Source organism: Paraburkholderia sp. EB58, from assembly GCF_050436665.1.
Classification (GTDB): domain Bacteria; phylum Pseudomonadota; class Gammaproteobacteria; order Burkholderiales; family Burkholderiaceae; genus Paraburkholderia.
This window is the reverse complement of the sequence record NZ_JBNDMQ010000002.1, coordinates 368300-393745: the sequence shown is the minus strand read 5'-3', so window position 1 is coordinate 393745 and position 25446 is coordinate 368300. Positions and strand designations below refer to the sequence as shown.

General features: G+C 62.3%; 19 protein-coding genes. 9 read left to right on the top strand and 10 right to left on the bottom strand.

Annotated elements, in window-relative coordinates; all coding sequences use genetic code 11:
• Nucleotides 1-28 precede the first annotated feature (28 nt).
• Entirely contained in the window at nucleotides 29-3856 is a 3828-nt protein-coding gene (locus P3T40_RS04400) for a beta strand repeat-containing protein (protein ID WP_429266446.1), read from the bottom strand.
• 494 nt (nucleotides 3857-4350) lie between these two features.
• A complete protein-coding gene (locus P3T40_RS04395) occupies nucleotides 4351-4830 on the bottom strand; it encodes an acyltransferase (protein WP_429266445.1) in 480 nt (159 codons plus the stop codon).
• A gap of 219 nt (nucleotides 4831-5049) precedes the next feature.
• Here P3T40_RS04395 and P3T40_RS04390 point away from each other — a divergent pair, with 219 nt between their 5' ends.
• The 6 genes from P3T40_RS04390 to P3T40_RS04365 all read left to right on the top strand — a co-directional run bounded on the left by P3T40_RS04390 (nucleotide 5050) and on the right by P3T40_RS04365 (nucleotide 10611).
• Nucleotides 5050-6015 carry a glycosyltransferase family 2 protein gene (locus P3T40_RS04390; protein ID WP_429266444.1) on the top strand — a complete coding sequence of 322 codons (966 nt, stop codon included), beginning with the start codon at nucleotides 5050-5052 and terminating at the stop codon, nucleotides 6013-6015.
• The gene (locus tag P3T40_RS04385; RefSeq protein WP_429266443.1) at nucleotides 6012-6455 is read left to right on the top strand and encodes a sugar 3,4-ketoisomerase; all 444 of its coding nucleotides are present in this window, start codon (nucleotides 6012-6014) and stop codon (nucleotides 6453-6455) included. Before P3T40_RS04390 ends, P3T40_RS04385 begins: the two co-directional genes overlap by 4 nt.
• Nucleotides 6436-7545 (top strand): DegT/DnrJ/EryC1/StrS family aminotransferase, encoded by a 1110-nt coding sequence (locus P3T40_RS04380; RefSeq protein WP_429266442.1) that lies wholly within the window; start codon nucleotides 6436-6438, stop codon nucleotides 7543-7545. The genes P3T40_RS04385 and P3T40_RS04380 overlap by 20 nt, the downstream gene beginning before the upstream one ends.
• Before the next feature lie 120 nt (nucleotides 7546-7665).
• Nucleotides 7666-9195: an NTP transferase domain-containing protein gene (locus P3T40_RS04375; RefSeq protein ID WP_429266441.1), complete on the top strand. Its 1530-nt coding sequence runs from the start codon at nucleotides 7666-7668 to the stop codon at nucleotides 9193-9195.
• Complete coding sequence (locus P3T40_RS04370; RefSeq protein WP_429266440.1) at nucleotides 9192-9557, top strand: hypothetical protein; 366 nt, start codon at nucleotides 9192-9194, stop codon at nucleotides 9555-9557. Before P3T40_RS04375 ends, P3T40_RS04370 begins: the two co-directional genes overlap by 4 nt.
• 46 nt (nucleotides 9558-9603) lie before the next feature.
• Complete coding sequence (locus P3T40_RS04365; protein ID WP_429266439.1) at nucleotides 9604-10611, top strand: hypothetical protein; 1008 nt, start codon at nucleotides 9604-9606, stop codon at nucleotides 10609-10611.
• 122 nt (nucleotides 10612-10733) lie between these two features.
• Here the strand turns inward: P3T40_RS04365 and P3T40_RS04360 are convergent, their stop codons facing one another.
• Nucleotides 10734-11213, bottom strand: coding sequence for a hypothetical protein (locus tag P3T40_RS04360; RefSeq protein ID WP_429266438.1), 480 nt, complete (start codon nucleotides 11211-11213; stop codon nucleotides 10734-10736).
• A gap of 194 nt (nucleotides 11214-11407) precedes the next feature.
• On the opposite strand from P3T40_RS04360, the gene P3T40_RS04355 reads away from it, so the two are divergent.
• The gene (locus P3T40_RS04355) at nucleotides 11408-12862 is read left to right on the top strand and encodes a hypothetical protein (protein ID WP_429266437.1); all 1455 of its coding nucleotides are present in this window, start codon (nucleotides 11408-11410) and stop codon (nucleotides 12860-12862) included.
• Nucleotides 12863-12929: 67 nt separating this feature from the next.
• Here the strand turns inward: P3T40_RS04355 and P3T40_RS04350 are convergent, their stop codons facing one another.
• The 3 genes from P3T40_RS04350 to P3T40_RS04340 form a co-directional block, all read right to left on the bottom strand.
• On the bottom strand, nucleotides 12930-13904 hold the full coding sequence (locus tag P3T40_RS04350) for a SphA family protein (protein WP_429266436.1): 975 nt from the start codon (nucleotides 13902-13904) through the stop codon (nucleotides 12930-12932).
• 64 nt (nucleotides 13905-13968) lie between these two features.
• Complete coding sequence (locus P3T40_RS04345) at nucleotides 13969-15444, bottom strand: DUF1254 domain-containing protein (RefSeq protein ID WP_429266435.1); 1476 nt, start codon at nucleotides 15442-15444, stop codon at nucleotides 13969-13971.
• Between the two features lie 27 nt (nucleotides 15445-15471).
• On the bottom strand, nucleotides 15472-16887 hold the full coding sequence (locus tag P3T40_RS04340) for a DUF1254 domain-containing protein (RefSeq protein ID WP_429266434.1): 1416 nt from the start codon (nucleotides 16885-16887) through the stop codon (nucleotides 15472-15474).
• 983 nt (nucleotides 16888-17870) lie between these two features.
• Here P3T40_RS04340 and P3T40_RS04335 point away from each other — a divergent pair.
• Entirely contained in the window at nucleotides 17871-18803 is a 933-nt protein-coding gene (locus tag P3T40_RS04335; protein ID WP_429266433.1) for an HAD family hydrolase, read from the top strand.
• Between the two features lie 73 nt (nucleotides 18804-18876).
• Here the strand turns inward: P3T40_RS04335 and lpdA are convergent, their stop codons facing one another.
• Genes lpdA through P3T40_RS04315 form a run of 4 tightly spaced genes read right to left on the bottom strand, consistent with a single transcriptional unit; the run spans nucleotide 18877 to nucleotide 24047 of the window.
• The gene (gene lpdA / locus P3T40_RS04330; RefSeq protein ID WP_429266432.1) at nucleotides 18877-20298 is read right to left on the bottom strand and encodes a dihydrolipoyl dehydrogenase; all 1422 of its coding nucleotides are present in this window, start codon (nucleotides 20296-20298) and stop codon (nucleotides 18877-18879) included.
• Nucleotides 20299-20300: 2 nt separating this feature from the next.
• On the bottom strand, nucleotides 20301-21758 hold the full coding sequence (locus P3T40_RS04325) for a dihydrolipoamide acetyltransferase family protein (protein ID WP_429266431.1): 1458 nt from the start codon (nucleotides 21756-21758) through the stop codon (nucleotides 20301-20303).
• Nucleotide 21759: 1 nt separating this feature from the next.
• A complete protein-coding gene (locus P3T40_RS04320; protein WP_429266430.1) occupies nucleotides 21760-22812 on the bottom strand; it encodes an alpha-ketoacid dehydrogenase subunit beta in 1053 nt (350 codons plus the stop codon).
• Nucleotides 22813-22814: 2 nt separating this feature from the next.
• Nucleotides 22815-24047 carry a 3-methyl-2-oxobutanoate dehydrogenase (2-methylpropanoyl-transferring) subunit alpha gene (locus P3T40_RS04315; protein WP_429266429.1) on the bottom strand — a complete coding sequence of 411 codons (1233 nt, stop codon included), beginning with the start codon at nucleotides 24045-24047 and terminating at the stop codon, nucleotides 22815-22817.
• 513 nt (nucleotides 24048-24560) lie between these two features.
• Here P3T40_RS04315 and P3T40_RS04310 point away from each other — a divergent pair.
• Entirely contained in the window at nucleotides 24561-25403 is an 843-nt protein-coding gene (locus P3T40_RS04310; protein ID WP_429266428.1) for a helix-turn-helix transcriptional regulator, read from the top strand.
• Nucleotides 25404-25446: the final 43 nt, after the last annotated feature.

Sequence of the window (25446 nt, the reverse complement as noted above, 5' to 3'; positions counted from 1 at the left end):
TCGAAGATGCGTCAATCGATGACGTGGATTACAAGGTCAGATACTGGATCTGGGTTGTCGTCATGGCTTGCACCTGCGACGACGTCAGCGCGTTGACCTGTGCGCTCGACAGCGCTTGCACCTGGGTCGTCGTCAGGCTCTGTACCTGAGCCGTCGTCAGTGCCGAAACCTGGTTGGTCTTCAACGCCGCCACGTCTGCTGTCGACAGCGCGTTGATCTGCGCCGTGCTCAACGCCACCAGATCCGCCGTCGTCAGCGCGGATGCCTGACCCGTGCTCAACGCGCCGATCTGGCCGGTGGTCAAGCCGTTCTGTGCCTGCGTCGTCGTCAGTGCAGCGATCTGTGCGTATGACAACGCTGCGATCTGGCTCGTGCCCAGGTTCTGCAGCTGCGACGTCGTCAACGCGCTGACCTGGTTCGTCTTCAGCGCGGCGATATCGGACGTCGACAGCGCGCTAGCTTGGGCCGTCGTCAGCGCGGCCACGTCGGCCGTCGACAGCGCCGCTGCCTGCGCCGTGCTCAGTGCGCCGACCTGCGTCGATGTCAGACCCGTGGCCACCTGTGCGGTCGTCAGTGCCGCCACTTGCGACGTCGTCAGCGCGGCTGCCTGGCCCGTCGTCAGGTTCTGCAGTTGCGACGTCGTCAGCGCTGCGACCTGGTTGGTCTTCAGCGCGGCGATGTCGGCCGTCGACAGCGCAGCGGTCTGCGCCGTCGTCAGCGCGGCCACTTGCGACGTCGTCAGCGACGATGCCTGCGCGGTGTTCAGCGCGGCGATCTGCGTCGTCGTCATGCCCTGCAGTTGCGAGGTCGTGAGGGCGCTGACCTGGCTGGTCTTCAGCGCGGCCACGTCGGTCGTCGACAGCGCGTTAGCCTGGGCCGTCGTCAATGCCGCCACTTGTGCCGTCGTCAGCGACGATGCTTGCGCCGTGCTCAGTGCGTTGACCTGCGTCGTCGTCAGGCCGTTGGCTACCTGCCCGGTCGTCAGCGCGGCCACTTGCGACGTCGTCAGAGCGGCCGTCTGGGCCGTCGTCAGGTTTTGCAGTTGTGTGGTCGTCAATGCGGCCACCTGGCTCGTCTTCAGCGCAGCCACGTCTGCCGTCGACAGCGCGCTCGACTGTGCCGTCGTCAGCGCGGCCACTTGACTCGTGGTCAGTGCCGATGCTTGCGCCGTGCTCAGTGCGTTGATCTGGGTCGTCGTCAGGCCGGTGGACAGCTGTGCCGTCGTCAGCGCGGCCACTTGCGACGTCGTCAGCGCGGCTGCCTGGCTGGTCGTCAGGTTCTGCAGTTGCGACGTCGTCAGCGCGGTGATCTGGCTCGTCTTCAGCGCGGCGATGTCGGCCGTCGACAGCGCGCCAAGCTGGGTCGTGCTCAGCGCGGCCACTTGCCCCGTCGTCAGCGAAGATGCCTGCGCGGTGTTCAGCGCAGCGATCTGCGTCGTCGTCATGCCCTGCAGTTGCGAGGTCGTGAGCGCGCTGACCTGGCTGGTCTTCAGCGCGGCCACGTCGGTCGTCGACAGCGCGTTAGCCTGTGCCGTCGTCAGGGCCACCACTTGCCCCGTCGTCAGTGCCGATGCCTGCGCCGTGCTCAGTGCGTTGATCTGCGTCGTCGTCAGACCGTTGGCCACCTGTGCGGTCGTCAGTGCGGCCACTTGCGACGTCGTCAGCGCGGCAGCCTGGCTCGTCGTCAGGTTCTGCAGTTGCGACGTCGTCAGTGCGGTGATCTGGCTCGTCTTCAGCGCAGCAATGTCTGCCGTCGACAGCGCGGCGGTCTGAGCCGTGCTCAGCGCGGCCACTTGCGACGTCGTCAGCGACGATGCCTGCGCGGTGTTCAGCGCGGCGATCTGCGTCGTCGTCATGCCCTGCAGTTGCGAGGTCGTCAGCGCGCCGACCTGGCTGGTCTTCAGCGCAGCCACGTCGGCCGTCGACAGCGCGTTAGCCTGGGCCGTCGTCAGGGCCGCCACTTGTGCCGTCGTCAGGGCCGATGCCTGCGCCGTGCTCAGTGCGTTGATCTGCGTCGTCGTCAGACCGGTGGACAGCTGTGCAGTCGTCAGCGCCTCCACTTGCGACGTCGTCAGCGCTGCGGTCTGGGTCGTCGTCAGGTTTTGCAGTTGTGCGGTCGTGAGGGCTGCCACCTGGTTCGTCTTCAGCGCGGCGATATCGGACGTCGACAGCGCGCTCGTCTGAGCCGTGGTCAGCGCGGCGAGGTCAGCGGTGCTCAGCGCCGATGCCTGCGCCGTGGTGAGTGCGTTGACCTGCGCCGTCGTCAGGCTGTCGGCCTGAGCCGTGGTCAGCGCCGCTACTTGTGCGGAAGTCAGTGCGGCCGCCTGGCTCGTCGTCAGGTTCTGCAATTGCGATGTCGTCAGCGCGGTGATCTGGCTCGTCTTCAGCGCGGCGATATCGGCCGTCGACAGCGCGGCGGTCTGAGCCGTGCTCAGCGCGGCCACTTGCCCGGTCGTCAGCGACGATGCCTGCGCGGTATTCAGCGCGGCGATCTGCGTCGTCGTCATGCCTTGCAGTTGCGAGGTCGTGAGCGCGCTGACCTGGCTGGTCTTCAGCGCAGCCACGTCGGTCGTCGACAGCGCGTTAGCCTGGGCCGTCGTCAGGGCCGCCACTTGTGCCGTCGTCAGGGCCGATGCCTGCGCCGTGCTCAGTGCGTTGACCTGGGTCGTCGTCAGGCCGGTGGACAATTGTGCCGTCGTCAGCGCGGCCACTTGCGATGTCGTCAGCGCGGCCGTCTGGCTCGTCGTCAGGTTCTGCAGTTGCGACGTCGTCAGCGCGGTGATCTGGCTCGTCTTCAGCGCAGCAATGTCTGCCGTCGACAGCGCGGCGGTCTGAGCCGTGCTCAGTGCGGCCACTTGCCCGGTCGTCAGCGACGATGCCTGCGCGGTGTTCAGCGCAGCGATCTGCGTCGTCGTCATGCCCTGCAGTTGCGAGGTCGTCAGCGCGCTGACCTGGTTGGTCTTCAGCGCGGCCACGTCGGTCGTCGACAGCGCGTTAGCCTGGGCCGTCGTCAGGGCCGCCACTTGTGCCGTCGTCAGAGCCGATGCCTGCGCCGTGCTCAGTGCGTTGACCTGGGTCGTCGTCAGGCCGGTGGACAGTTGTGCCGTCGTCAGCGCGGCTACTTGCGACGTCGTCAGCGCGGCCGCCTGGCTCGTCGTCAGATTTTGCAGTTGCGATGTCGTCAGCGCGGTGATCTGGTTTGTCTTCAGTGCAGCGATGTCGGCCGTTGACAGCGCGCCAAGCTGAGTCGTGCTCAGCGCGGCCACTTGCCCGGTCGTCAGTGCTGCTGCCTGTGCGGTGTTCAGCACGGCGATCTGGGTCGTCGTCAGGCCCGGCAATTGCGCCGTCGTCAGCGCGCTAATCTGGTTGGTCTTCAACGCGGCCACGTCGGCCGTCGATAGCGCGCCAACCTGCGCGCTGCTCAGCGCAGCCACGTCGGCCGTGGTCAGAGCCGTCGCCTGACTCGTGTTCAGCGCTCCGATTTGCGCCGTCGACAGGCCGTTCGCCACTTGCGTCGTCGTCAACGCCGCCACCTGAACATAGGTCAGCGCTGCCGCTTGAGCCGTAGTCAGGTTTTCCAGTTGTGACGTTGTCAGCGCGCTGATCTGGTTGGTCTTCAGGCCGGCAATAGCGGTCGTCGAGATCGCATCAATTTGACTGCTAGAAAGGGCGGCCAGGCCCGCCGTGCTGATCGAGACCACATCGGCGGTCGGCATCACCGACAATTGCGTCGTCGTGAGAGCTGCAGCCTGCGCGGTCGTCAGCGCGGCGGTATCGGCGGTCGTCAAACTCGCGATCTGGCTCGTGGTCAGGGCGCCGATCTGAGCCGGCGTAAGCGACGATACGATTGAGGTCATGCTTGATCCTTCCTAGTTTATTGTTCCCGGGCGGCGTCTTTCACACTCGTCTATCGCACTAGATTCAATGGCCCACTCGACGCCTGACTCAATCTGGTCATCGACATTCCTTACCTAAACTTTAGGGACCGGCTTAAATAAACTTCAAACGACGCCAATCCAAAACCATCAGAATTCGGATTTATTCAATTTATTCAAAGACATGAAAAAAACCGCGCGTCCTCGCATGAACGTCGCGTATCACGGACGGCGCGCGTTTACAAGCGTGTTTTCCGTTCGATTCCTTTCCTGATCGTGACGCCTTGGTGACGAATTGGCCTGAAACTTGCTTCAGGCATGCGAGTTAGCGGGATCACGAGAGAGGGAGGTGGCGCGCGCCAAGGATGCGGGCCGTTTGACACTGGACAATCCCGGCACGATGCGCGAAGCCGGAAGAAGTGGTCACGCCAGACATGACCACGAATATTTGATCAGAGTGTGATCAGAGCGCCGGATCAACCACCTGTTTTCAGTATCCGGGCAGGCGACCCGACTACCGTCGCGCCCGCAGGCACATCCCGCGTGACGACCGAGCCTGCGCCGACCATGGCGCCCTCGCCGATCGTAATGCCAGGCAAAATTGTGGCGCCGCCGCCGATCGATGCGCCGCGCCTGACCGTAGTCGGCAGAAAAGCCTCCGGATATTGCTTCGAGCGTGGATGTTTGTCGTTTGTAAACGTGACATTCGGCCCGATAAAGACATTGTCTTCAATCCGCAAGCCGTCCCACAGAAAGTTGCCGCACTTGACCGTGACGTTATCCCCAACCACGACATCGCTTTCTATGAGGCAGTGTGCGTTGACGTTGCAGTTGCGACCGATCACGGCTCCCGCCAGAACGACAACGAATTGCCAGATTTTTGTACCCGCACCGATGGCGTCCGTTTGCACGTCCGCAAGCGCGTGGATGAAGTACGGCTCGGCTTGATGGTTCATGTAGGCGGCCTTGAGTCTGCGCGTTGGCAATCAAGCGGCGAATTTTATCATCGGCTTACGCCAGGTTGGCCAGGCAGGCATCAGCCGCCGATTTGAAGCCTAAAACCCGATCTTTTCAGCCGATCATCGGTGCGCCGGTCGGGAGATCATCCTGCCTTACAAGCGCAACCTCGAGCGCGTCGATACCTGAATCGCCTAACCTCCCAGAACGAGTACACCATGTCGCTGCCGTTAGTTAGCATCGTGATCCCGTCGTACAAGCCGGCGCACTTCGAGCAATGCCTGCGCTCCGCGATCGGCCAGACCTACCCGAACATAGAGATCCTGGTCAGCGACAACTGCCCGACCGACGCTATCGAGACGATCTGCCGCCAGTTTCCCAGCGTGATCTACCAACGCTGCCCGGTGAAGCGCACCGACAACGTACTCGCCGCCCTGTTCTCGGCCAAAGGCGAGCTGATCAAACCCTTGTTCGACGACGATCTGCTGCACCCCTTCTGCGTCGAGCGGATGGTGGCCGCGTTGCGCAGTGCCAGCGACGTGGAACTCGTGTTCTCGGCCTCGCAGGTCATCAACATCGACAACCAGCGCACGGAAACGCGCCGCCCCTACGAGGCGCACGGTTCGCTCACCGGCAGGGAGATGCATCGCATCATGACGCTGGGGATGCGCAACTTCGTCGGTGAGTTCTCGTCGATCCTGTTCAGACGGGAAAAGCTTTGGAAGATCGGTACACGTGACATGTTCCGCTTCGGCGGTCACGACTTCACGTCCGGACTGGCCGATCTGGCCTTTTACTGCCAGGTGGCGGAGGGCGGCTCCGCCTTCTATATCGACGAGGAACTGACCTATTTCCGGCGCGACGATCGCCTGGCGTCGAACTCCAACGCCAGTGCCAACCCCGACTTTGGATATTGCTTCTCCGACTATATCGACCTGCTCGTCGCGTCCTATGCCACCGGCGTGATCACGGCGGCTGAGCTTGCCGGGATGCGGGAACAGGTCCAGGCCCTGGCGGCCCGGCTGGGTGCGGTATTCCCACAGGTCAGCGCGTCCTGCGAGCGCTACCTGAGCTTTCTCGAAACGCTTCAGGCGAAGCAGACCGAGCCGCCAAAGAAATCGACTCGCAAGCCGGCCGCCAAGGCTGCGAAGCCCCGCAACCTTCTCGTGGACACGCCAGCATGAGACCAATCAAGCAAGGCACTCTGGACTATTGCGAAACGATCAGCTTGCCGAAGATCCATGAGCCGCGCGGCAACCTGACCTTCGTCGAAGGCTCGGGCCACATTCCGTTCGATATCAGCCGCGTCTATTACCTATATGACGTACCCGGCGGCGCAGAGCGAGGCGGTCATGCCCACAAGGGCTTGCAGCAGCTGATCATTGCGATGTCCGGCAGCTTCGATGTCGTGCTCGACGACGGCCGCAACAAGCGGCGCTTTCATCTGAACCGCTCCTATCACGGCTTGTATGTGTGCCCGATGATCTGGCGCGAGCTCGATAACTTCTCGTCCGGTTCGGTCTGCCTCGTCCTTGCCTCGAACAAATACGACGAAGACGACTATTACCGCGACTATCAACAATACCTCCGTGCACAGAACATCCATGAGCATTCCGTTTCTTGACGTTGGCGCGGCGTACCGCGAACTGCAGGATGACATCGAGTCGGCCGTGCTCGCCTCGATGCGCTCCGGTTGGTACATCGGCGGCGAGGAAGTCACGGCCTTCGAGCGGGAATTCGCTACCTATACGGGAACCGGCCATTGCGTCGGCGTCGCCAACGGCCTCGATGCCTTGCACCTGGCGCTACGCGCTCTCGGAGTCGGTCCCGGCGATGAAGTGATCGTGCCGTCCAACACTTATATTGCAACCTGGCTGGCGGTGACCCAGTGCGGTGCCGTGCCCGTGCCGGTCGAACCGGCTGAGGGAACGTACAACCTCGACCCGGCTCGTATCGAAGCCGCATTGACGCCCTGGACACGCGCAATCCTGCCGGTTCATCTGTATGGCCAGCCGGCCGACCTCGACCCGATCCTGGACATTGCGCGCCGGCATAACCTGAAGGTTCTGGAGGACGCCGCCCAGGCGCATGGCGCTCGATACAAGGGCCGACGGCTCGGTGGTCATGGCGATGCCGTAGCGTGGAGCTTCTATCCCGGCAAAAACCTCGGGGCGCTCGGTGATGCCGGTGCGGTGACGACCAACGACCCTGCCGTTGCCGACAAACTACGGGTGCTGGGCAACTACGGATCGCGCGTCAAATACGTCAACGAGGCGCAAGGGTTCAACAGTCGGCTTGATCCGCTCCAGGCGGCGGCGCTTCGCGTGAAGCTTCGGCGGCTCGACGATTGGAACGCGCGCCGGGCAGTGGTGGCAAACCGGTATACCGCGGCGTTCGCCGGCTTGCCCCTGACTCCTGCCTCGGTCCATCGCTCGGCCGAGCCGGTCTGGCATCTCTATGTGGTCCGCCATCCGCGTCGTGACGCCTTGCAGAATGCACTCAAGGAAGCAGGTGTCTCGACACTCATCCACTACCCGATTCCGCCACACCTGCAGGCCGCCTATAGCGACGCCGGGTTCCGCCCAGGGCAGTTCCCACTGGCCGAAACAATGGCCGCAGAACTGCTCAGTTTGCCGATCGGCCCTCAACTGGATGATGCCGCCGTGGAGCATGTGATCGCAGCAGTGAAATCCGCAGTCGCGTCCGTCGGTTAGCGCTCCGTTGGCCGGGCAGCAAGCCGCCTGGCGAAACCCATGCGCAGGCATGGATGACACGTGCATCCGTTCGCTTGCAACTGGCCTTCCTCTAATCTGTGAATAGCCCCTTAGAGTTATATGACTGACAAGGCACTCCACATCATCGTGCAAGCAGGGGGGCGCGGCAGCCGCTTGCGTCACCATACCTGGAACAAGCCGAAATGCCTGGTCTCGGTTCAAGGCAAGCCGCTGCTGTATCACCTGTTCGACCGCTTTCCTGAAGCCAGTTTTACGGTCATCGGGGACTACGCATACGAACAGCTGGAAAAATACCTGCTGATGAATCCGCCGCGAGTGCCGCACAAGCTGTTGCGCGCGGGCGGCGAAGGGACCGCCTCCGGCATCGCGGAAGCGCTACATCAGGTTCCAGCCGAGCAGCCGCTGGCCCTGATATGGAGCGATCTGATCGTGACCTCCCAGCCGCAGTGGCCCGAAACGGAAAAGCCCGTCGTGTTTACCACGTCGGCCTTCGCCTGCCGCTGGACCGTATCCGCGGAAGGCGCCTTGCACGAATCGCCGGCCTCGGACGGCGGTATCCCGGGGATGTTTTACTTCCCCCAGGCAAAGTTGTTTCCGGCGCCGCCGCCACAAGGCGAATTCGTCAAGTGGTTTGCGGCCAATGTGCACGATTTCGAGTTGGCCAACTTCAACGACCTCCAGGAGTTGGGCGACTTCGCGACGCTCGAGAGCGCCAATGATGCTGCCGGCTTTTCCCGCTTCTTCAATAAGGTGACCATCCGCGACAAGACGGTCGAGAAGTGCGCGATTGATCCGCAATACGAGGGATTGGTCGAAAAGGAGCAAGCTTGGTACCGCGAAGCGACCCGGCTCGGGTTCCGTCGCATTCCCAAGGTCCTGTCGGAAACGCCGTTTGTGCTGGAACGGATAGACGGCATGCACCTGTACCAGATTCCGGACCTGTCGCTGCGTGAGCAGCGTGCCGTGCTCGCCGACTATCTCGATGCACTGACTTCGCTGCACGACAAAAGCAGCATCGAAACCCGGCACGACGAAGTGATCGACGTTTACCTGAATAAGACCATCAGCCGCGTCAACAGCGTCGCTTCGATTATCCCCAACTTCGACCGCCCCTCCATCACCATCAATGGTCGCAAATGCCGCAACCTGTTCGCTGACAAGCATGCTGATGTCATCGGGTCACTGATGCCGCGCCTGATTCCAGACCGGTTCAAGCCGATCCACGGCGACGCAACCTTCTCCAATTCGCTGATCGACAACAAGCTGCGCACCTGGTTTATCGACCCGCGCGGTTACTTTTCGAAGCCCGGGATCATGGGCGACCCATGGTATGACTTCGCCAAAGTGTTCTATTCGGCAGTGGGCGGCTACGACACGTTCAATCGGCGCAAATTCAAGCTACATGTCGATAACGAGACCGTCGAGGTTTTGCTCGAGGAGCCACGTTATGCGCATACCGCGCGGGAAATCTTCGCCGAGTATTTTGGCCCGGAGCTTGCGCGCATCGAAGTGCTGCATGGTCTCATCTGGCTTGCGTTGTCCGGGTACGCTCGCGATGACATCGATTCGGTGATTGGCTCGTTCTACCTTGGCTTGTATTGGCTGGAAGGCGGCACGGCGAAACTATGAGCATAGCCTTGAGCAGTCTCGCGCACACCTGGCTGATCGATCTCGACGGAACCATCCTCAAGCACAACGGCCACAAATCCAGCGGCGACGAGTTGCTGCCCGGTGTGCTTGCGTTCTGGAAAAACATTCCGGAAACGGATTTTATTCTGTTGCTTAGTGCGCGCGAGGAACAATACCGCCAGAGCACGCTGGAATTCCTGAGCCAGGCGGGACTTCGATTCGACCAGGCGATTTTCGGGCTGCCGCAGGGTGAGCGCGTGCTGCTTAACGACGTCAAGCCACGCGGACTTCAAACTGCGTTGGCATTCAACCTCAAGCGCGACGAGGGTCTGTCCGGCATCGCGTTCGAGCTGACCGATTGATTCATCTACGTAGTCATACTCATTATCCTGCTGGAAAGGACCAGAAATGATACGCCTCAGGCACGGCTCTGCACGCGAATCGGCTCACGCATTTTTCGATCTGTGCCGCGAACACGTCAAACAAAATGGCATGGACCCCGACAAAACGTTTTTCGTATTTCCGTTTGGCGGTTTCGGCGAATTCACCTTCATTTGCTCCTTGCTTCCCCTCTTGCGTCAAGAAGGCCCGGTTGCGTTGTTCCTGCCCGACCATCGGATGGACTTCTTTGAACTCTTTCCGCAGGCGGCTGATTTCGTGGTGCGCTACGCGCCACATTTCGTCCAGTTTCTGCCCGAACTGTTCCACCAGGGCATGCGCAAGCCTGGCTACCCCTTCGTTCCATTTACCGATTGGTTTGCCGACGGACGTTTCAACATGGAACTGGTGTGCAGGGAAGGCCGCCTGACGCTGAAGGAAAGCTACGCCTACGCCCTGGGCTTGCCGCTGACATCCGCCGGCATAGAGGCACTCGTGCCGGAAGTGCCCCTTCCCGAGGCACTGCTGGCGCAGGCACGCCGCGTCCTGGTGATCCCGCATGCCAACAGCCACAAGCCGTTTCAACCCGAAATGTGGCAGATCCTGACTGACCAGCTGAACGCAGAGGGCTATCAGGTGTTCTTCGAAAGCACGAGCTACCCGGGTGCGATTCCACTCAATGCCCAACTGCTGCAGATGTCAGTCAAGGAGTTGATCGGCAGCATGGGCGCCTTCGACGCGGTGGTCGCCCTTCGTAGCGGACTGACCGACCTGATGGGCTCCGTGCCGTCCACCCAGCGCGGGAAACTTGCTGTCGTGTACCACGTGACAGCTGAACCGCCGGCGGAAGAGCAGCGTTTCAATCACGCGCGCGGGGTGTCCACGTCGGGCCTGGCACTTGCCCGAATCTACCCTGGCAACGATTCCATCCGCGATTTCGAGGTCGACGGCGATACGCTCGACCAGGGCGAGATCAGCCAAATCACCGATTTCGCCGTCAAAGGAAAGGCAAAGCGGTCACTTCGAAGAGCCAAATAACCGGATAGGCGGCGGTGTTCCATAAGCATGTCGCTGCTGTTTCCCGACTGACCGCGAACCGTCCCGCAACTGGACGACCCTGAGGGAGGCGCTGTGCATCGGTTTATCGCCGCTGAAACGATTCATCCTGACCCCGCGCTGGCATACGGGGCAGCGGGTGTTGCCCAAGCCGTGCTGCACACCTCGTTCAGATCGGCTAGCGCAACAGAAACCGCCGCGCTCGATGCTGTGCTGAGTTGTTCATCGTGCGCCAGAAGAAAACACCGGATCGCTTCGAACGCATGGCTATCGACCCGGAATTCGCCCGTCTTGAGACCGTGGCGCGTCCACTTCGTGATGGCTTCGTCAGCTCCGGCCAGCATGACATCCGGAATGCGTTGGCAGCCTAGTTTTCCGAGCGCACGGGCGACGACAAGATGCCGCGCGAGCAATATGAAGTTCTGCAGGGTTCCGCATCCGTTATCGAGCCAGCGAAGTGCAAAGTGATACTCCAGTGCGGCATGAGTGAGGTTGCGTTCCGGCAGTGGCTGCCGATCGTGCGAACTCGGCCGCACCCGCTTGGGCGGAACAGGCACGGGAGGGACGAATTTTTTGCGCAGCATGACTCTGGACGGTAGCGGTTTGCCTGTATAACGGCACCCTCCCCGGCAACCTGAACCGATTTTTGGACGCCGGTCCGCGGAAACCGAGATCGAGCGGTAGACACGGACCGGTCCGGCGCCGCCCTATTCGTTCGTTTTTTTCGCCCGGCTCCGTCGCAAAAGCGTGCGAGACGGTGCCCATTTCAAGGACCGACATGACGTCTGCCTCAGGAACCGCCCCCGCCCCCTCACGCGATCAAGCCGACGCCACCAGCGCCGCGCCCCAGGCGCAGCCGGTGTCGCCGGGAAACGGCCGGGAGCACATGCCCGCTGCGCTTAAGGAGCTGGCCCGCTTGCTCGACCTCGATCCGCTGAACGTCGCCCTGCACAGCACTGTCGCCGATGCGATGCACGACGCGGGCGACGAAACCGGCTCCCGTGCTCACCGCATAGCGCTCGAAACCTTCGAGGCCGTTGCAGCCGCAGCGCAGCCCCGACCTGCGCTTGCGCTCTTCAACCTTGCCACTTACTACTACCTGAAAGCCGACAACACGTCAGCGCTGCGATGGTACGAGCACACGCTCGAAGTCGAGCCGAATCTCGCGATGGCGCACCAGAACCTCGCCGCCGTATTCGACCTGCTGGGCCGCGCCGGCGACGCACAGACCCACCGTAGTCGCGCCTATAGCCTGCAACGCGTCTTCGTCGAACCGTCGGAACGGGCCTCACGCCGTGTGCTGATCCTGTGTGCCGGGCGCGAGTCGGGCAACATCCCTATCGCGACGCTGCTTCCACAGGCCACCAGTTACCTCATCAAATACGCGATCGATTGGGCCCGCGAAGCCGAAGACTACCACTTACCTCCGTTCGATCTGGTCTTCAACACGGTCGGCGATCCGGACGTCGCCCAGCCGCTCACGCAACGGCTGGAGAGCTTCGCCCGGCGCTGCGCCCGGCCGCTGCTCAACCAGCCCGCGCCAGTCATGCGTACCCAGCGTCACCGGCTGCCCGAATTGCTTGCCGGCCTCGACGACGTGCTGGTCCCGCCGTGCGTCCGTCTCGAAGGCACCTATGAGTCGCCCGACGCACTCGCGCATCACCTTGTCGGACTCGGCATCGGTTTTCCGCTGCTGATGCGCCCGCTCGCGAAACACGGTGGCGACGATTTGACGCTGCACCACTCCGTCGACACGCTGTGGCCCGCGCTCGATGCGCTCGGCGCGCCGTGCTATCTGACGATGTTTCGCAACTTCTGCAGTGCGGACGGGTACTTTCGGAAGTACCGCATCGTGTTCGTCGATCGCGAGCCGTACGCCTACCATCTCGCGATCTCGCCGCAGTGGATGGTCCACTATGTCTCGGCGGAAATGACCACGAATCCATGGAAGCTCGACGAAGAGCGCCGCTTTCTCGAGAATACGAGCGAGGCACTTGGCGAGCGGGCAGCCAAGGCGATCGCTGCGATAGGACGCCGGCTCGATCTCGACTACGCGGGGATCGACTTTACGTTGCTAGCGGATGGCCGCGTGCTCGTCTTCGAAGCTAACGCAACCATGCTGATTCATCCCGAATCGCCCGATGGCGTACTCGCCCACAAGAACGCATTCGTGCAGCGCATTGTCGATGCTTTCGAGCAACTACAGGATTCACGGACTCGCGCCGGCCGATAATGGCCGAACCGTGCTCGAGGAACCCCATAGCTCACCACCCGCAACTCAGCGCCTGAACCGCCCCCCGTCACTGAAACGTCGCATTCACCGACAACTCCACCGCATTCCCCTTCGGCCGATTGCTCACGTTGAACTCGTTCACCCAGCGCAACGTCGCGCCCACGGGTGTCTTGCTAACCTTGCCGTTCCACGTGACCATCGGCCCGACGCCCACCGAATGCCCTTGCGCGCCGCCCACAATATCCGCGAGACCGCCAGTGTCATGGCCAAGCTGCTGGATATAGCCACCCACGACGCCCACGCCCCAGCCCGCACCAAAGCGCTTGAGCGCCAGGACATCGAGCACGCTGACCGGCGCATTGTGATACTCCGTCTGGTTGTTGGTGGTGTAGAACTCGACGCCGTAATTCAGCGACAGCTCGATGTTTTCCTTCGGCAGCAGCTTGGTGTACGCGAAGGTCGGAGTGAAAGTCCAGGTGTTCTGCCCGGCATTGGCGAGGCGGTCCGTGTTGTAGGCACCCGTCGGCGCGTAGATCTGCACGCTCAACGCGATGTGATCGGTCTTGGTCAGGTGATACCCCGCCACCACCGGCGTAAAGAAGATATCGGCGAACTGCGTGGCATGGTCATCCGGCAGACGGCCATGAAACGACGAAACGTCGGTGTACTGAAGCGGCATGCCGAACGACGACGCGAAATTCCACCCACCGGCGGTAATGCCCCAGGTCTTGATCGCGTTCACGATGTTGTACGAGAGGTGGTAATCGAGACCCGCCGTGATTTTCCCGGCAATCGGCAACGTCTTGCTAGCACCGAGCGAGCCCTCGTAGTAAATCGAGGTGATCGACACGATCCAGTCGTCGGTGGGCGGCACGATGCCGGCATACGGGGCGATCTGCATGCCTGTGATCGGGCGCCCAATGCCGGTTTCCGTCGCCAGTGCGTGCGGCGGAAGTGCCACGCCGGCGGCAGCGATCACCGCTCCGGCGGAGAACCGCGCGGCTCGGGAACTGCCTTGAAACAAGGTGCGAAACTCATTCATAGCCATCCTCACGAATCTGGTTCTCGCTCCCTGCGGCGAGGAAGGTTATTTGCATTGCCATCAACTACCGTGTGTCCTGCACAACCGGCGGCGGCGTCCATGTACCATCCAGCGCGGCTTGCTCCGGCCAGTAAGCCCGTACATACAGCGAAAAATCTTCGTTGGCCGGGGCGGGCAGCCAGTTGTCGGCCTTGTCGGCGCCGGGCGTCGAACTCTGCACATAGAGCGTCAGCGAGCCGTCGTCGTTGTATTTCAGCTTCTTGTTCTTGGTGCCGAGCGAATAGCGTTTCTGCTCGTTTGGCGAAAAGAAGTGATGTGCGTTGTACAGAGTCAGGGACCAGAAACCCTTGACGGGCGGCAACTGTCCCTTCGGAAACGTCACGGTATAGCGCTGCGCGCCGTTAAGCCGCTGGCCTGAAGCGTCGGAATCGGCATAGAAGTATTTCGTCTCGTTGGGCTTGTTGACGAAGATGTTGGACTTCGCCACTGCCGTGCGCGTGAAGTAGTCGGTGCCGAATTCCGCGCCGTTGCTGATGGTGTTCCAGTGAGCCGGCAACGCCTTGCCGAACGTGTTGAAGTTGAAGAGCGGCGTGACCAGGCGGGCATCGGTTTGCGCCGCCTCATCCACGATAGCCGCCCTGATGGCAGGATCTTTCTGCGCGGCGGCCACGAGCGCCCTGGCTTGCGCGTAAAGCGCCTCTTCGCCCGGCTGCGGTGGCGTCTGATCAAGCACTGTAGGCAGTTCGTCCCAGAACTTTGCGGGGTCCACCCATTTGATTTCTTCGGCGCTCGTTTCGCCTGAGCCGAAGCTCGGCAGCTTCGACCAGTCAGTCACCTTCACCTTACCGTCGAACTCGGACAGCGGGTACAGGCCGATCTTGCCGATGACCGCCTGAACAGCAGCGCGGTCTTCCGGCGTGTCATCCATAAACACGCGCGGGATGAAACTGCCCACCGCCGTCGCGGACCGGAACACCTGGCGGATGCCCTTGGGCACTTGTCCGTGCCAATCTGGCCCAACGAACAGATAGAAGCCCGGTTTCGTACCGTATAGCTTGCCGAGACTGGCGAATCCGTCGGTGCGCAGATCAACGGCCTGGTACACCCAGAAGCGCGCGCCAAAATCCGGCACCTGTACGACGACCGGCGTCTGATCCAAGTCGAAGATCGCCGAGCCGTACACCACGTCCTGGTTCGGGCACGCCACGAAACGTTCCTGCGGCTCGATATAGTCGTGCAACATCGACAGATGATTGGGCGGGGCCACCGGCACAATGCCACCGTTCAGGCCAGGCTGCGGCACCTGCTTCATCGCCAGCAGACGGTTATAGACGTTGACCATCGGCCACGCCCAAAAGTAGGTCTGACGTGCTACTAGCCGTGCGTACTCCTCTGAGATGTTGTAGCCAGGTACCGGGCCCGGTACTGCGAGTGCTGGCGCCGCTGACATCTGAGTGCCAGTGGGGGCTCGCGCCAGAATCGGGCTTGCAAGGGACGCCAGCACGGCCGCGGTGACCCAAGTTGCGGTTTTCTTGTTCATGTCAGGCTCCGACTCGTCCATTTGTGTTCATCGCTTTTGCGGTTCCGGGAATTTCCAGCTGCCGTCGAAGACCGAAGCATCCGGTCCGTAAATACGCGCGATGACGTCGTATGCGCCTTCTGGAGCGGGCAACCAGTTGGACTCCTTATCAGCGCCGGGCGAGGCGTGCTGAACGTAGATATCGAGCGAGCCGTCGGCGCCATATTGGATGCCCTTGGTGCGGTCACCGATCGAGTAGCGATGGATCGGATTCGCCACCAGATGGCGGGCGGGCAGGTCGTACATCGTCATCGACCAGAAGAACTTCGCTGGCGGCAGGTCTTTCTTGTCGAAGTGGATCACGTAGGGTTGCGTGCCCACCAGTTGTTCGTGGTCGGCGTTGACGTGCGTGCCGACGTAAACCGCTTCTTCCTTGGTGTTGCCGTAGATACCCATCGCGGCGGCGACCGCACGTTTCATGTAATCGCCGTTCAGATCCTGCCGGCTGCCGAATAGGTCGTACGAGCTAGTGGTGTGTTTCTCCGCGTCGGCGAGTGCCGCTTTACCATCTGCGACGCCTGCTTCGATCGCCTCGCGCGTCGCGGGTGGCAGTGCAGCGGGATCGAAGGCCTCGCCCGGTGCAATGCCGATCTTCGCGAAGCGCTGCATCAGTTCCACTTCGGACGGCGCCGTCGGCTGCGTGAACTGCAACAGGAAGTTCAGGTAGGAGATGAAGTCGATCGAGGTGGCTTTCGCTTCGTCCCATTTCGGGAACGTTACCTTGGCCACCGGCGGCGGCGCACTGGTATGTTCGAACGCGGACAGCGGCGTGACTTGATACTGCTTCTGGATTGCCTGGACATTCTTCACATCAGCCGAGCCGCTGAGCGCGGTACGCCCCAAGGTGAGAATGAGGTCGGTCTCCGAGCGGAACACCTTGTCAATGCCCTTCGGGGTATCGCCGTGCCAGTTGGGACCGGCAAACAGGTAATGACCCGCGCCGTTCCCGGTCGTGCGTGAGCCGACGTAGGCAAAGTTATAGGTGAACAGGTCGATCCACTGGAACACGTAGTAGCGGTCGTTCTTCACGGCGGGCACGGTCAGCACCCAGGGCTCACGGCGCAGATCGAGCCACGCCCACGAGTACGGCGTGTCGTTGTTGGGCGTCACGATCTCCTTGTTCTCCGGACCGTACGGCTGCGAGTAGTTGCGGAATTTGCCGAAGCCGCCCACGTAGGACTTCGAACCGGGATCGAGCGCCTGCTGATACAACGTCTTGTAGTTGAACAGCATCGGGTAGGCGTAGATGAACGCATCTTTGGCGATGCCGCGCGCTTCGTCCGGCGACGCGGTCACCGTGGCCGTCGTGGCGCTCGCCTGTGCGCTGGCGTACTGCTGAGGCAGCGTCATGAGCGTCAGTGCGACTGATATCGCACCAATGCGCAGGAGCGTAGAAAGATTCATAGGGTGGTCTTCCAGGGTTTATCCGTCACGCCGACGAAAACGCCGCCGCGCACAACACCGCACTTGCTGCAACGGATCGTTTCATGGACATTCAATTTCCCCGGTTCTGGCGTTATTAATGAGCGAACGCATTCCTTTGCACAAAACAAACAGGAGGTCGCGTGATAACGCGGTCAGTTGATTAATGCTGGCGCGAATTCATACTGCCCGCTATCACCGGAAGTGGCGGGAAAATGCTGAAACGCGAATAGGTGCGACTAAATAGGCGCTAGGTATCAGGGACGCCTGTGTGGAGCTCGACGGCAGGAAACCGGGCTTGCATGGACGCTCCTCGTATATGACCCGTAAGCCGCGCAGGACGGCACATGTGCGGCCGATAATGGATGCAGTCGATCGGTGGCATCCTTGGAAAATACTAGCAAACGTTTCCTAAATGCACAGAGATAAATTTGTAACACGATAGAAAGGCAGACTTTTTGATGTTTATTGAATGACCATTCCGTCTGATAAAACCTGTTTTTGAAATGCCGATGGTCGTTCTATTGAATTGATGCGAATAGATAAACAATTGCACCTGACCAGCGCGGCGCTGAGTGGCTCGGCGATCGGAACCGGCAAGCGGTCGGGGCACAGGATGGATTCGCCATGGTCCGCCTGGCGCGTCCCGGTACCGAACTGGGAGGCCCGTGCGCAGCATGCGCACCGACCTCTGACCCAGATGCCTCTCACCGCCTCGCAAATGCGCCATAAACCGCTAAACAAACGCGCCGAATGTGATATCTAGTAAGCGCGAATTGGACTAATGGAGAATCCAATGCCGCACGACATCACACACTAATACTAATGGGGCTTTCATGATTTGCTCGATGCGCAGATGCTGGATCGGGTTGGCCGTTGTCATTCTCTGCGCCTGCGCAAGCACGTCGCACCCGGGCACGACGCAAGCCTCCCGCCCAGCCCGCGCGCCGTCTGGCAACTCAACCATGGCGTCGTGGAACGACACGCCGGCTGAGCGCTCGATTGTCGACTTCGTCACGCGAGTCACGACGCCCGAATCGAAAGACTTCGTGCCACGCGCCGAACGGATTGCGGTATTCAATCTGGACGGCACGCTGTGGGTCGAGCAACCCGCCTCCGTACAACTGGTCTTCACGCTGCAACGGGTGAAGACGCTGGCCCCCCATCATCCGGAATGGAAACGCCAGGAGCCGTTCCGCTCGATCCTGCGCGGCAATCTGAAGGTCGTTGACAGCAGTGGCGATGCGGGCGCGCTGAAACTGCTGGCCGCGAGCCATGCGGGCATGACGACGGACAGCTTCGCGTCGATCGTGCACGACTGGTTCGACACAGCGAGCGATCCGCACTTCAACCGGCCCTATACGAGTCTCGCGTATCAGCCGATGGTCGAATTGCTCGCCTACCTGCGCGCCAACGGCTTCAAGACCTACATCGTCGTGCCTGAGAGCGTCGAATTCATGCGCGCGATTTCGCAGCGCATGTACGGCGTGCCGCCTGAGGAGGTGATCGGCAGCACGATCCGGTATCAGTACGGGCTGGTGAACGGCGCAGCTTCGCTCACGCGAACCGCGCAGATCGAGACGATCAACGACGGCCCGATGAAACCGCAAACCATCCAGGCCGTGATCGGCCGGCGGCCGTTGATGGCGTTCGGTAGTTCGGACGGTGACCTGCCAATGCTCGAATGGACCACTTCCGGCGATGGTCCGCGCTTTGCGGCCCTCGTGCATCACACCGACGCGCAACGCGAGTATGCCTACGATCGCACGGCGCGCAGCGGGAAACTGGATAACGGGCTGGAAGAGGCGAACGTGAAGGGCTGGCTGATCGTCGACGTGAAGGACGATTGGCGGACGTTATTCAAAGGTGAAGCGAACGGGGCGACGACGGGTAAATAACGGCCGGGCCGGGCGCATGCCATGCCCGACCCGTGTGCCCTGCTGTCACTGTGGTTGCAGATCGCAGACCCGATCAGATGTGCAGCGCGTGCCCCAGCGCACGCAGCGCCGCTTCCTGGACCGCTTCGCCCAAGGTGGGATGCGCGTGAATGGTCCCGCCAATGTCCTCCAGCCGCGCCCCCATCTCCATGGACTGCGAGAACGCCGCGGCCAGTTCCGATACCCCACGACCCACCGCCTGCCATCCGACGATCAGATGGTTGTCGCGACGCGCCACGACGCGAACGAAGCCGTCGGTTGCCTCGAGCGTCATCGCGCGGCCGTTCGCGGCGAACGGGAACGACGCGCTCAGACAATCGAGGCCTGCGGCTTCGGCGTCTGTCGGTGACATCCCGGCCGTCACGATCTCGGGATCGGTGAAGCACACGGCCGGAATCGCCGCCGGCACGAAGCGGCGCTCCTTGCCGGCAATCAGTTCCGCAACCATCTCTCCTTGCGCCATCGCCCGATGGGCAAGCATGGGTTCGCCCGCCAGATCGCCGATCGCCCACACGCCACGCATCGACGTGCGGCATTGATCGTCGATGCGCAACGCGGCCCCGTTGCGATCGAGCTGGAGGCTCTCGAGCCCCCAGCCCTGGGTGCGCGGACGGCGGCCGACCGCCACCAGCACCTGATCGGCCGGCAACGCCTTCTCGCTGCCCTCGCGGTTCTGAACACGTACGGCATTGCCGTCCGCGCTAAGACCCAGCACCTTGTGTCCGCGCAGCACCGAGACGCCTTTTCGCGCCAGCGCGTCCGCCACCGGTTTGACGAGCTCGGCGTCGTAGGCGGGCAGAACGCGGTCCAACGCCTCGACGACAGTCACCTCGACGCCCAGCTTGCGATATACCGTGCCCAGTTCCAGGCCGATGTAGCCGGCGCCAACCACCACGAGGCGTTTAGGCAACGTCTTCGGCGACAAGGCTTCGGTGGACGACACCACCTTGCCGCCGAACGGCATCGACGGTAACGCGGTAGGTTCGGAGCCGGCCGCCAGCAGCAAGTGTTCGCAATGGATGCGCACACGCTCGCCTTCACCCTCACCCTGACCTTGACCGCTGGTGGTGACTTCCACGGTCTTGCCGTCGATCACCCGGGCCTCGCCCTTGACGACCTTGACGCCGTGCTTCTTGAGGAGCGCACCCACACCGCGGGTCAGTCTCTGCACGATGCCGTCTTTCCATGCCACCGTGCGCTCAATGTCGATCTCCGGCACACGCACGCGAATGCCGAGCGGCGATGCTTCGGCGTACTGCAGAGTCCTGTCGAATTCCTCCGCAACGTGAATCAGGGCCTTGGACGGAATGCAGCCGATGTTCAGGCAGGTGCCGCCCAGTTGCTCGCGCTCGACCAGCACGGTCGGAATGCCGAGCTGCCCCGCGCGGATCGCCGCGACATAGCCACCCGGCCCGCCGCCGATGACCAGCAGGCTTGTATGTTCGATCTGGGTCATGCTCACTCCACGAAAAGCAGGGCGGGCTGCTCCAGCAGCGCTCGAACCGACTGGATGAATTCAGCGGCATCCATACCGTCGACCACCCGATGATCGAACGACGACGACAGATTCATCATCTTGCGGGCCACCACGGCGCCTTGGCGGATCATGGGGCGCTCCACCATACGGTTGACGCCGACTATGCCGACTTCAGGATGATTGATGACCGGCGTCGAGACGATTCCGCCGAGCGCACCCAGGCTGGAGATTGTGATGGTCGAGCCAGTCAGTTCGTCGCGGCTGGCCTTGCCGCTGCGCACCGCTTCGGCGAGGCGCACAATCTCCGCCGCGATCGACCAGACGTCGCGTGCTTCGGCGTGGCGCAGCACCGGCACGGTGAGCCCTGCGTCGGTCTGCGTGGCCACGCCCACGTGCACCGCGCCATAGCGCGTGACGACGCCGGCCTCGTCGTCGAAGCGCGCGTTGATCTGCGGGAAATCGCGCAACGCGATCACCATGGCACGAATCAGCAGCGGCAGCATGGTCAGGCGGCCACGCGTTTCACCCCAACGCTTGTTCAATTGTGCGCGCAGGTCTTCGAGTTCGGTGACGTCAATCTCTTCGACGTAGCTGAAATGCGGAATGCGACGCTTGGCCTCCTGCATCTTTCGAGCGATAGCGCGACGCATGCCGATCACCGGCACCTCTGTCTCGTCGAGACGTTCGGCGTAGCCTGAGCGTGCCTGCACCGCAGAGGACGGCACAGCGCCACGAGTTTGCGCGTAGGCATCGAGGTCCGCGTGCAAGATGCGCCCTGCCTCGCCGGTGCCCTGTACAAAACGCAGCTCGACGCCCATGTCCCAGGCGCGCTGGCGGACTGCGGGTGAAGCGAGCGGACGCTCGTCGGGCTGGCGCACTGCCACCGGCGAACGCGCGGCGACTGTGGTTGAGCCGTGCGGCGCTGCCGACGCTTGCGGTGAGTTGGATGCGTGCAGACGCGGCGTCGACGCGGCGGGAGTGGACGCGGCGACGGTAGCTGCCGCAGCGCCTACGTCAACGGCAGCTTTGGACGCGGACGCGGCGCTCGCTTCTTGTGCCCGCCCTACCCCAGCGTCGTTCGCTGCCGCAGCGGCGTGCGTCCCATGATGACCGTTCGTGCCGCTACCGCCGTGCGTCCCATTCGCCCCGTTCGCTGCAGGCGCGTGTGCTCCACTGCCCGCCTTAAGATTGCCCTCGCCTTCAACCTCCAGCCGGATCAACTCGCTGCCGACTGCCAGCACTTCCCCCACCTTGCCGCCGAGCGCGATCACCTTGCCAGCGACCGGCGATGGAATCTCGACCGCGGCCTTATCCGTCATCACGTCCGCGAGCGGCCCGTCTTCCTTGACCATCTGGCCCACTTCCACGTGCCAGGCGCCTAGCTCCACTTCTGCAATGCCTTCACCGATATCCGGCATCTTGATTACGTGCACACCCATCTCAGGCCTCCATCACGCGTCGTAGTGCTTCCCCAACCCGGCGAGGGCCGGGGAAATAGGCCCATTCCTGCGCATGCGGATACGGCGTATCCCAGCCGGTAACCCGCTCGATCGGCGCTTCCAGGTGATAGAAGCAATGCTCCTGCACGAGCGACACCAGTTCCGCGCCGTAACCGCAGGTCCGCGTGGCCTCATGCACGACCACGCAGCGCCGCGTCTTGCGCACCGACTTGACGATGGTCTCGAGATCGAGCGGCCAGAGGGTCCGCAGGTCGATCACTTCCGCATCGATACCGGTTTCTTCAGCCGCCGCGAGCGACACATGGACGGTCGTCCCGTAGGTCAGCACCGTCACCGCATTGCCGGGACGCACGACCGCTGCCGAATCGAGCGGCACGGTGTAGTAGCCCTCAGGCACTGCGTTCGACGCATGCTTCGCCCACGACGTGACCGGGCGTTCGTGATGACCGTCGAACGGTCCGTTGTAGAGGCGCTTCGGTTCGAGGAAGATCACCGGGTCGTCGTTCTCGATGGAGGCGATCAACAACCCTTTGGCGTCGTACGGATTCGACGGCATCACCGTGCGCAATCCGCAGACCTGCGTGAACATCGCCTCGGGGCTCTGACTGTGAGTCTGGCCGCCATAGATGCCGCCGCCGCAGGGCATGCGAATAGTCAGGGGTGCGATGAATTGCCCGGCCGAGCGATAGCGCAAGCGCGCGCCTTCCGAAACGATCTGGTCCGACGCCGGGTAGAAATAGTCGGCGAACTGGATCTCGCAGACGGGACGCAGACCGTACGCGCCCATGCCGACCGCCGCGCCGACAATCCCGCCTTCGGAGATCGGCGCGTCGAACACGCGCGAGGTGCCGTATTTCGCCTGCAGGCCCTCGGTGCAGCGAAACACGCCGCCGAAGTAGCCCACGTCCTGACCGAACACGACGACGTTGTCGTCGCGTCCGAGCATCACGTCCATCGCTGAGCGCAGCGCCTGGATCATCGTCATCGGCCGGGTGGTCGTGCTCGTTTCGTGGATAGGATCGAATTCCGCCATGCTCACACTCCTAGTTCTTGACGCTGACGGCGCAGATGTTCCGGCATGTCCTTGTAGACATCGTCGAACATGCTGGCGGCGCTCGGGATGCGCTCGTCGTTCAGCGTGCCGAATTGTTCGGCTTCCTTCTGGGCCGCGATGACCTCGGCTTCGAGTGAGGCCATCAGTGCGTCGTGCGACTGATCCGACCAGATGCCCTTCGCGTTGAGGTACTTCCTGAAGCGCGCGATCGGGTCGCCGAGCGGGAAATCGGCCCAGTCGTCGCCGGGGCGGTATTTCGACGGATCGTCGGAGGTCGAGTGAGCGCCTGCGCGATAGGTGACCCATTCGATCAGCGTTGGCCCGAGGTTGCGACGGGCGCGCTGAGCCGCCCAGCACGAGGCCGCATACACGGCGAGATAGTCGTTACCGTCGACGCGCAGCGAGGCGATGCCGCAGCCGACGCCGCGTCCTGCAAAGGTCGCGCCCTCGCCGCCGGCGATCGCCTGGAAGGTCGAGATCGCCCACTGGTTGTTCACCACGTTCAGAATGACAGGGGCGCGATAGACGTGCGCGAAGGTGAGCGCCGTATGGAAATCAGACTCGGCAGTCGCGCCATCGCCGATCCACGCCGAGGCGATTTTCGTGTCGCCCTTGATGGCTGACGCCATCGCCCAGCCCACCGCCTGAATGAACTGCGTCGCGAGGTTGCCGGAGATCGAGAAGAAGCCGGCCTCGCGGTCGGAATACATCACCGGCAACTGGCGGCCTTTGAGCGGGTCGGCTTCGTTTGACATCAACTGGCACATCATGCCCACCAGCGGCACCTCGCGCGCCATCAGGATGCTCTGCTGCCGGTAGGTCGGAAAGCACATGTCGTCGCGCCGCAAGGCCATGGCCTGGGCCGCACCGATCGCCTCTTCACCGAGGCTTTGCATGTAGAAAGAGATCTTTTTCTGACGCTGGGCGATCAGCATACGGGCATCGAAGATGCGCGTCTTGAGCATGGCCCGCATGCCGGCCAGCAATTGTTCGTCAGTGAGATCCGGGGCCCAGGGGCCGATGGCGCGGCCGTCATCGTCGAGTACGCGTATGAGGCTGTGTGCCAGATCGCTGGTATCGATGGCACTGACGTCGATTGGCGGTTTGCGCACCGAGCCGGCAGGGGAAAGATGAAGATAGGAAAAGTCGGTTCTGCAGCCAGGGCGCCCGGTGGGCTCCGGTACATGCAGACGCAACGGCTCATTTAAGCTCATTGGGTTGTCTCCACGCTTGATTGTGTCTCACGCTGATAGGCAGCTCGCCGGGGGTAGCCGGACGAGCGCCAAGCCGGCGCGTGTTGTATCGCGCGCTGGTCTCTTAAGAGTGTAGGCCAATCTGCTAGCGGGGTTCGATGTCCAAGCCGCTCAATTGGGGTGATCTGGTTTGCCATGGGGCTGGCGGGGCGGGTGGGTGCGCGGGTTCGAGCTGGCTCTTGTGCACTGCGGCGTATCTGCTATCAGGCCGACCGGCCGCCGCGCTTACCTGAGCAGACCGAGAGCCTGGCTGCAGTGCGGCGAGACCCGCCGGTGGCCCCGAGCGCGACTCCAGGATCCGCTGGTTCTGCTGTGATAATCTCATCCAGGATGGCTTCACCTATCGAGCCTGCGGCTCCCTTTGCGAATCCACGCGTTCTGACCGTCTCATGGGTTCGCGAATGAATGGGCGGAACGAATGAGCACATTTCCCTGCGTACCTTCGGGCTGTAAAAGCTGGAGGCGTACACCGTTATGACCGTCAACACCCTTCCAGATCCGGTTGCCTCGTTAGGCAGCTTCCTTCGCGATCGCCGGTCACGCCTGCAACCTGGGCAGGATGTCCGGGGCCGGCGTCGAACGCCCGGTCTCAGGCGGGAGGAAGTGGCGATGCGGGCTAACGTCAGCGTCGCGTGGTACACGTGGCTCGAACAAGGACGTGGCGGGCCGCCTTCGGATGAGGTGCTGGAGCGGTTGGTCCGCGCGCTGGAGCTCGACGCTACCGGGCGGGAGATGCTGTTTCTGCTCGCGCAGCAGCGGCCGCCGCCGCTTAATCCGGGTGCGTCGTCTGCGGTCACGCCTGCCTTGCAACGTGTGCTGGACGGTATGCACACCAGCCCCGCAATTGTGAAGACGGCGGCTTGGGATGTTGTGGCGTGGAATGCTGCCGCGGCTGCGGTGCTGACCGACTACGCTGCACTGCCGGTTCGCGAGCGAAATGTGCTCAGGCTTCTGTTTGGCAACAAGGCCGCGCGCGGGTCGCAGAAGAATTGGGAGGAAAGCGCACGGCTTGCGGTGGGCGTGTTTCGCATTGATGTCGCGCGGGTGGGTGGTGATCCAGAAGCTGCGGCGCTTGCCGCCGAACTGCAGGAAACAAGTCCGGAGTTCCGGCGACTCTATGCCGAGAACGAGGTGCACAGTCTGTGGGGTGGGGTGAAGCACTTTCGGCATCCTGTCGCCGGGGTGCTTACGCTCGAATATTCGTCTTTCGCTATTAATGGTGCAGAGGGGCTGAATATGGTTGTGTTTTCGCCGGTGTCCGTGGCGGATAAGCAGGCGATTGAGGCGCTTGTTTCGAGGAAGCTTCAGGTGGCGTGAGGAGACTGGGGGTCGAACCAGCAATGCCTGCCTTCGGAGTTTT

Bases quoted from the DNA above. Each gene is read 5' to 3' on its own strand.
- P3T40_RS04310 (WP_429266428.1), top strand. From the start codon at position 24,561: ATGACCGTCAACACCCTTCCAGATCCGGTTGCCTCGTTAGGCAGCTTC.
- P3T40_RS04390 (WP_429266444.1), top strand. From the start codon at position 5,050: ATGTCGCTGCCGTTAGTTAGCATCGTGATCCCGTCGTACAAGCCGGCG.
- P3T40_RS04385 (WP_429266443.1), top strand. From the start codon at position 6,012: ATGAGACCAATCAAGCAAGGCACTCTGGACTATTGCGAAACGATCAGC.
- lpdA (WP_429266432.1), bottom strand. From the start codon at position 20,298: ATGACCCAGATCGAACATACAAGCCTGCTGGTCATCGGCGGCGGGCCG.
- P3T40_RS04355 (WP_429266437.1), top strand. From the start codon at position 11,408: ATGACGTCTGCCTCAGGAACCGCCCCCGCCCCCTCACGCGATCAAGCC.
- P3T40_RS04400 (WP_429266446.1), bottom strand. From the start codon at position 3,856: ATGACCTCAATCGTATCGTCGCTTACGCCGGCTCAGATCGGCGCCCTG.
- P3T40_RS04360 (WP_429266438.1), bottom strand. From the start codon at position 11,213: ATGCTGCGCAAAAAATTCGTCCCTCCCGTGCCTGTTCCGCCCAAGCGG.
- P3T40_RS04315 (WP_429266429.1), bottom strand. From the start codon at position 24,047: ATGAGCTTAAATGAGCCGTTGCGTCTGCATGTACCGGAGCCCACCGGG.
- P3T40_RS04380 (WP_429266442.1), top strand. From the start codon at position 6,436: ATGAGCATTCCGTTTCTTGACGTTGGCGCGGCGTACCGCGAACTGCAG.
- P3T40_RS04340 (WP_429266434.1), bottom strand. From the start codon at position 16,887: ATGAATCTTTCTACGCTCCTGCGCATTGGTGCGATATCAGTCGCACTG.
- P3T40_RS04335 (WP_429266433.1), top strand. From the start codon at position 17,871: ATGGCGTCGTGGAACGACACGCCGGCTGAGCGCTCGATTGTCGACTTC.
- P3T40_RS04345 (WP_429266435.1), bottom strand. From the start codon at position 15,444: ATGAACAAGAAAACCGCAACTTGGGTCACCGCGGCCGTGCTGGCGTCC.
- P3T40_RS04395 (WP_429266445.1), bottom strand. From the start codon at position 4,830: ATGAACCATCAAGCCGAGCCGTACTTCATCCACGCGCTTGCGGACGTG.
- P3T40_RS04320 (WP_429266430.1), bottom strand. From the start codon at position 22,812: ATGGCGGAATTCGATCCTATCCACGAAACGAGCACGACCACCCGGCCG.
- P3T40_RS04365 (WP_429266439.1), top strand. From the start codon at position 9,604: ATGATACGCCTCAGGCACGGCTCTGCACGCGAATCGGCTCACGCATTT.
- P3T40_RS04325 (WP_429266431.1), bottom strand. From the start codon at position 21,758: ATGGGTGTGCACGTAATCAAGATGCCGGATATCGGTGAAGGCATTGCA.
- P3T40_RS04375 (WP_429266441.1), top strand. From the start codon at position 7,666: ATGACTGACAAGGCACTCCACATCATCGTGCAAGCAGGGGGGCGCGGC.
- P3T40_RS04370 (WP_429266440.1), top strand. From the start codon at position 9,192: ATGAGCATAGCCTTGAGCAGTCTCGCGCACACCTGGCTGATCGATCTC.
- P3T40_RS04350 (WP_429266436.1), bottom strand. From the start codon at position 13,904: ATGAATGAGTTTCGCACCTTGTTTCAAGGCAGTTCCCGAGCCGCGCGG.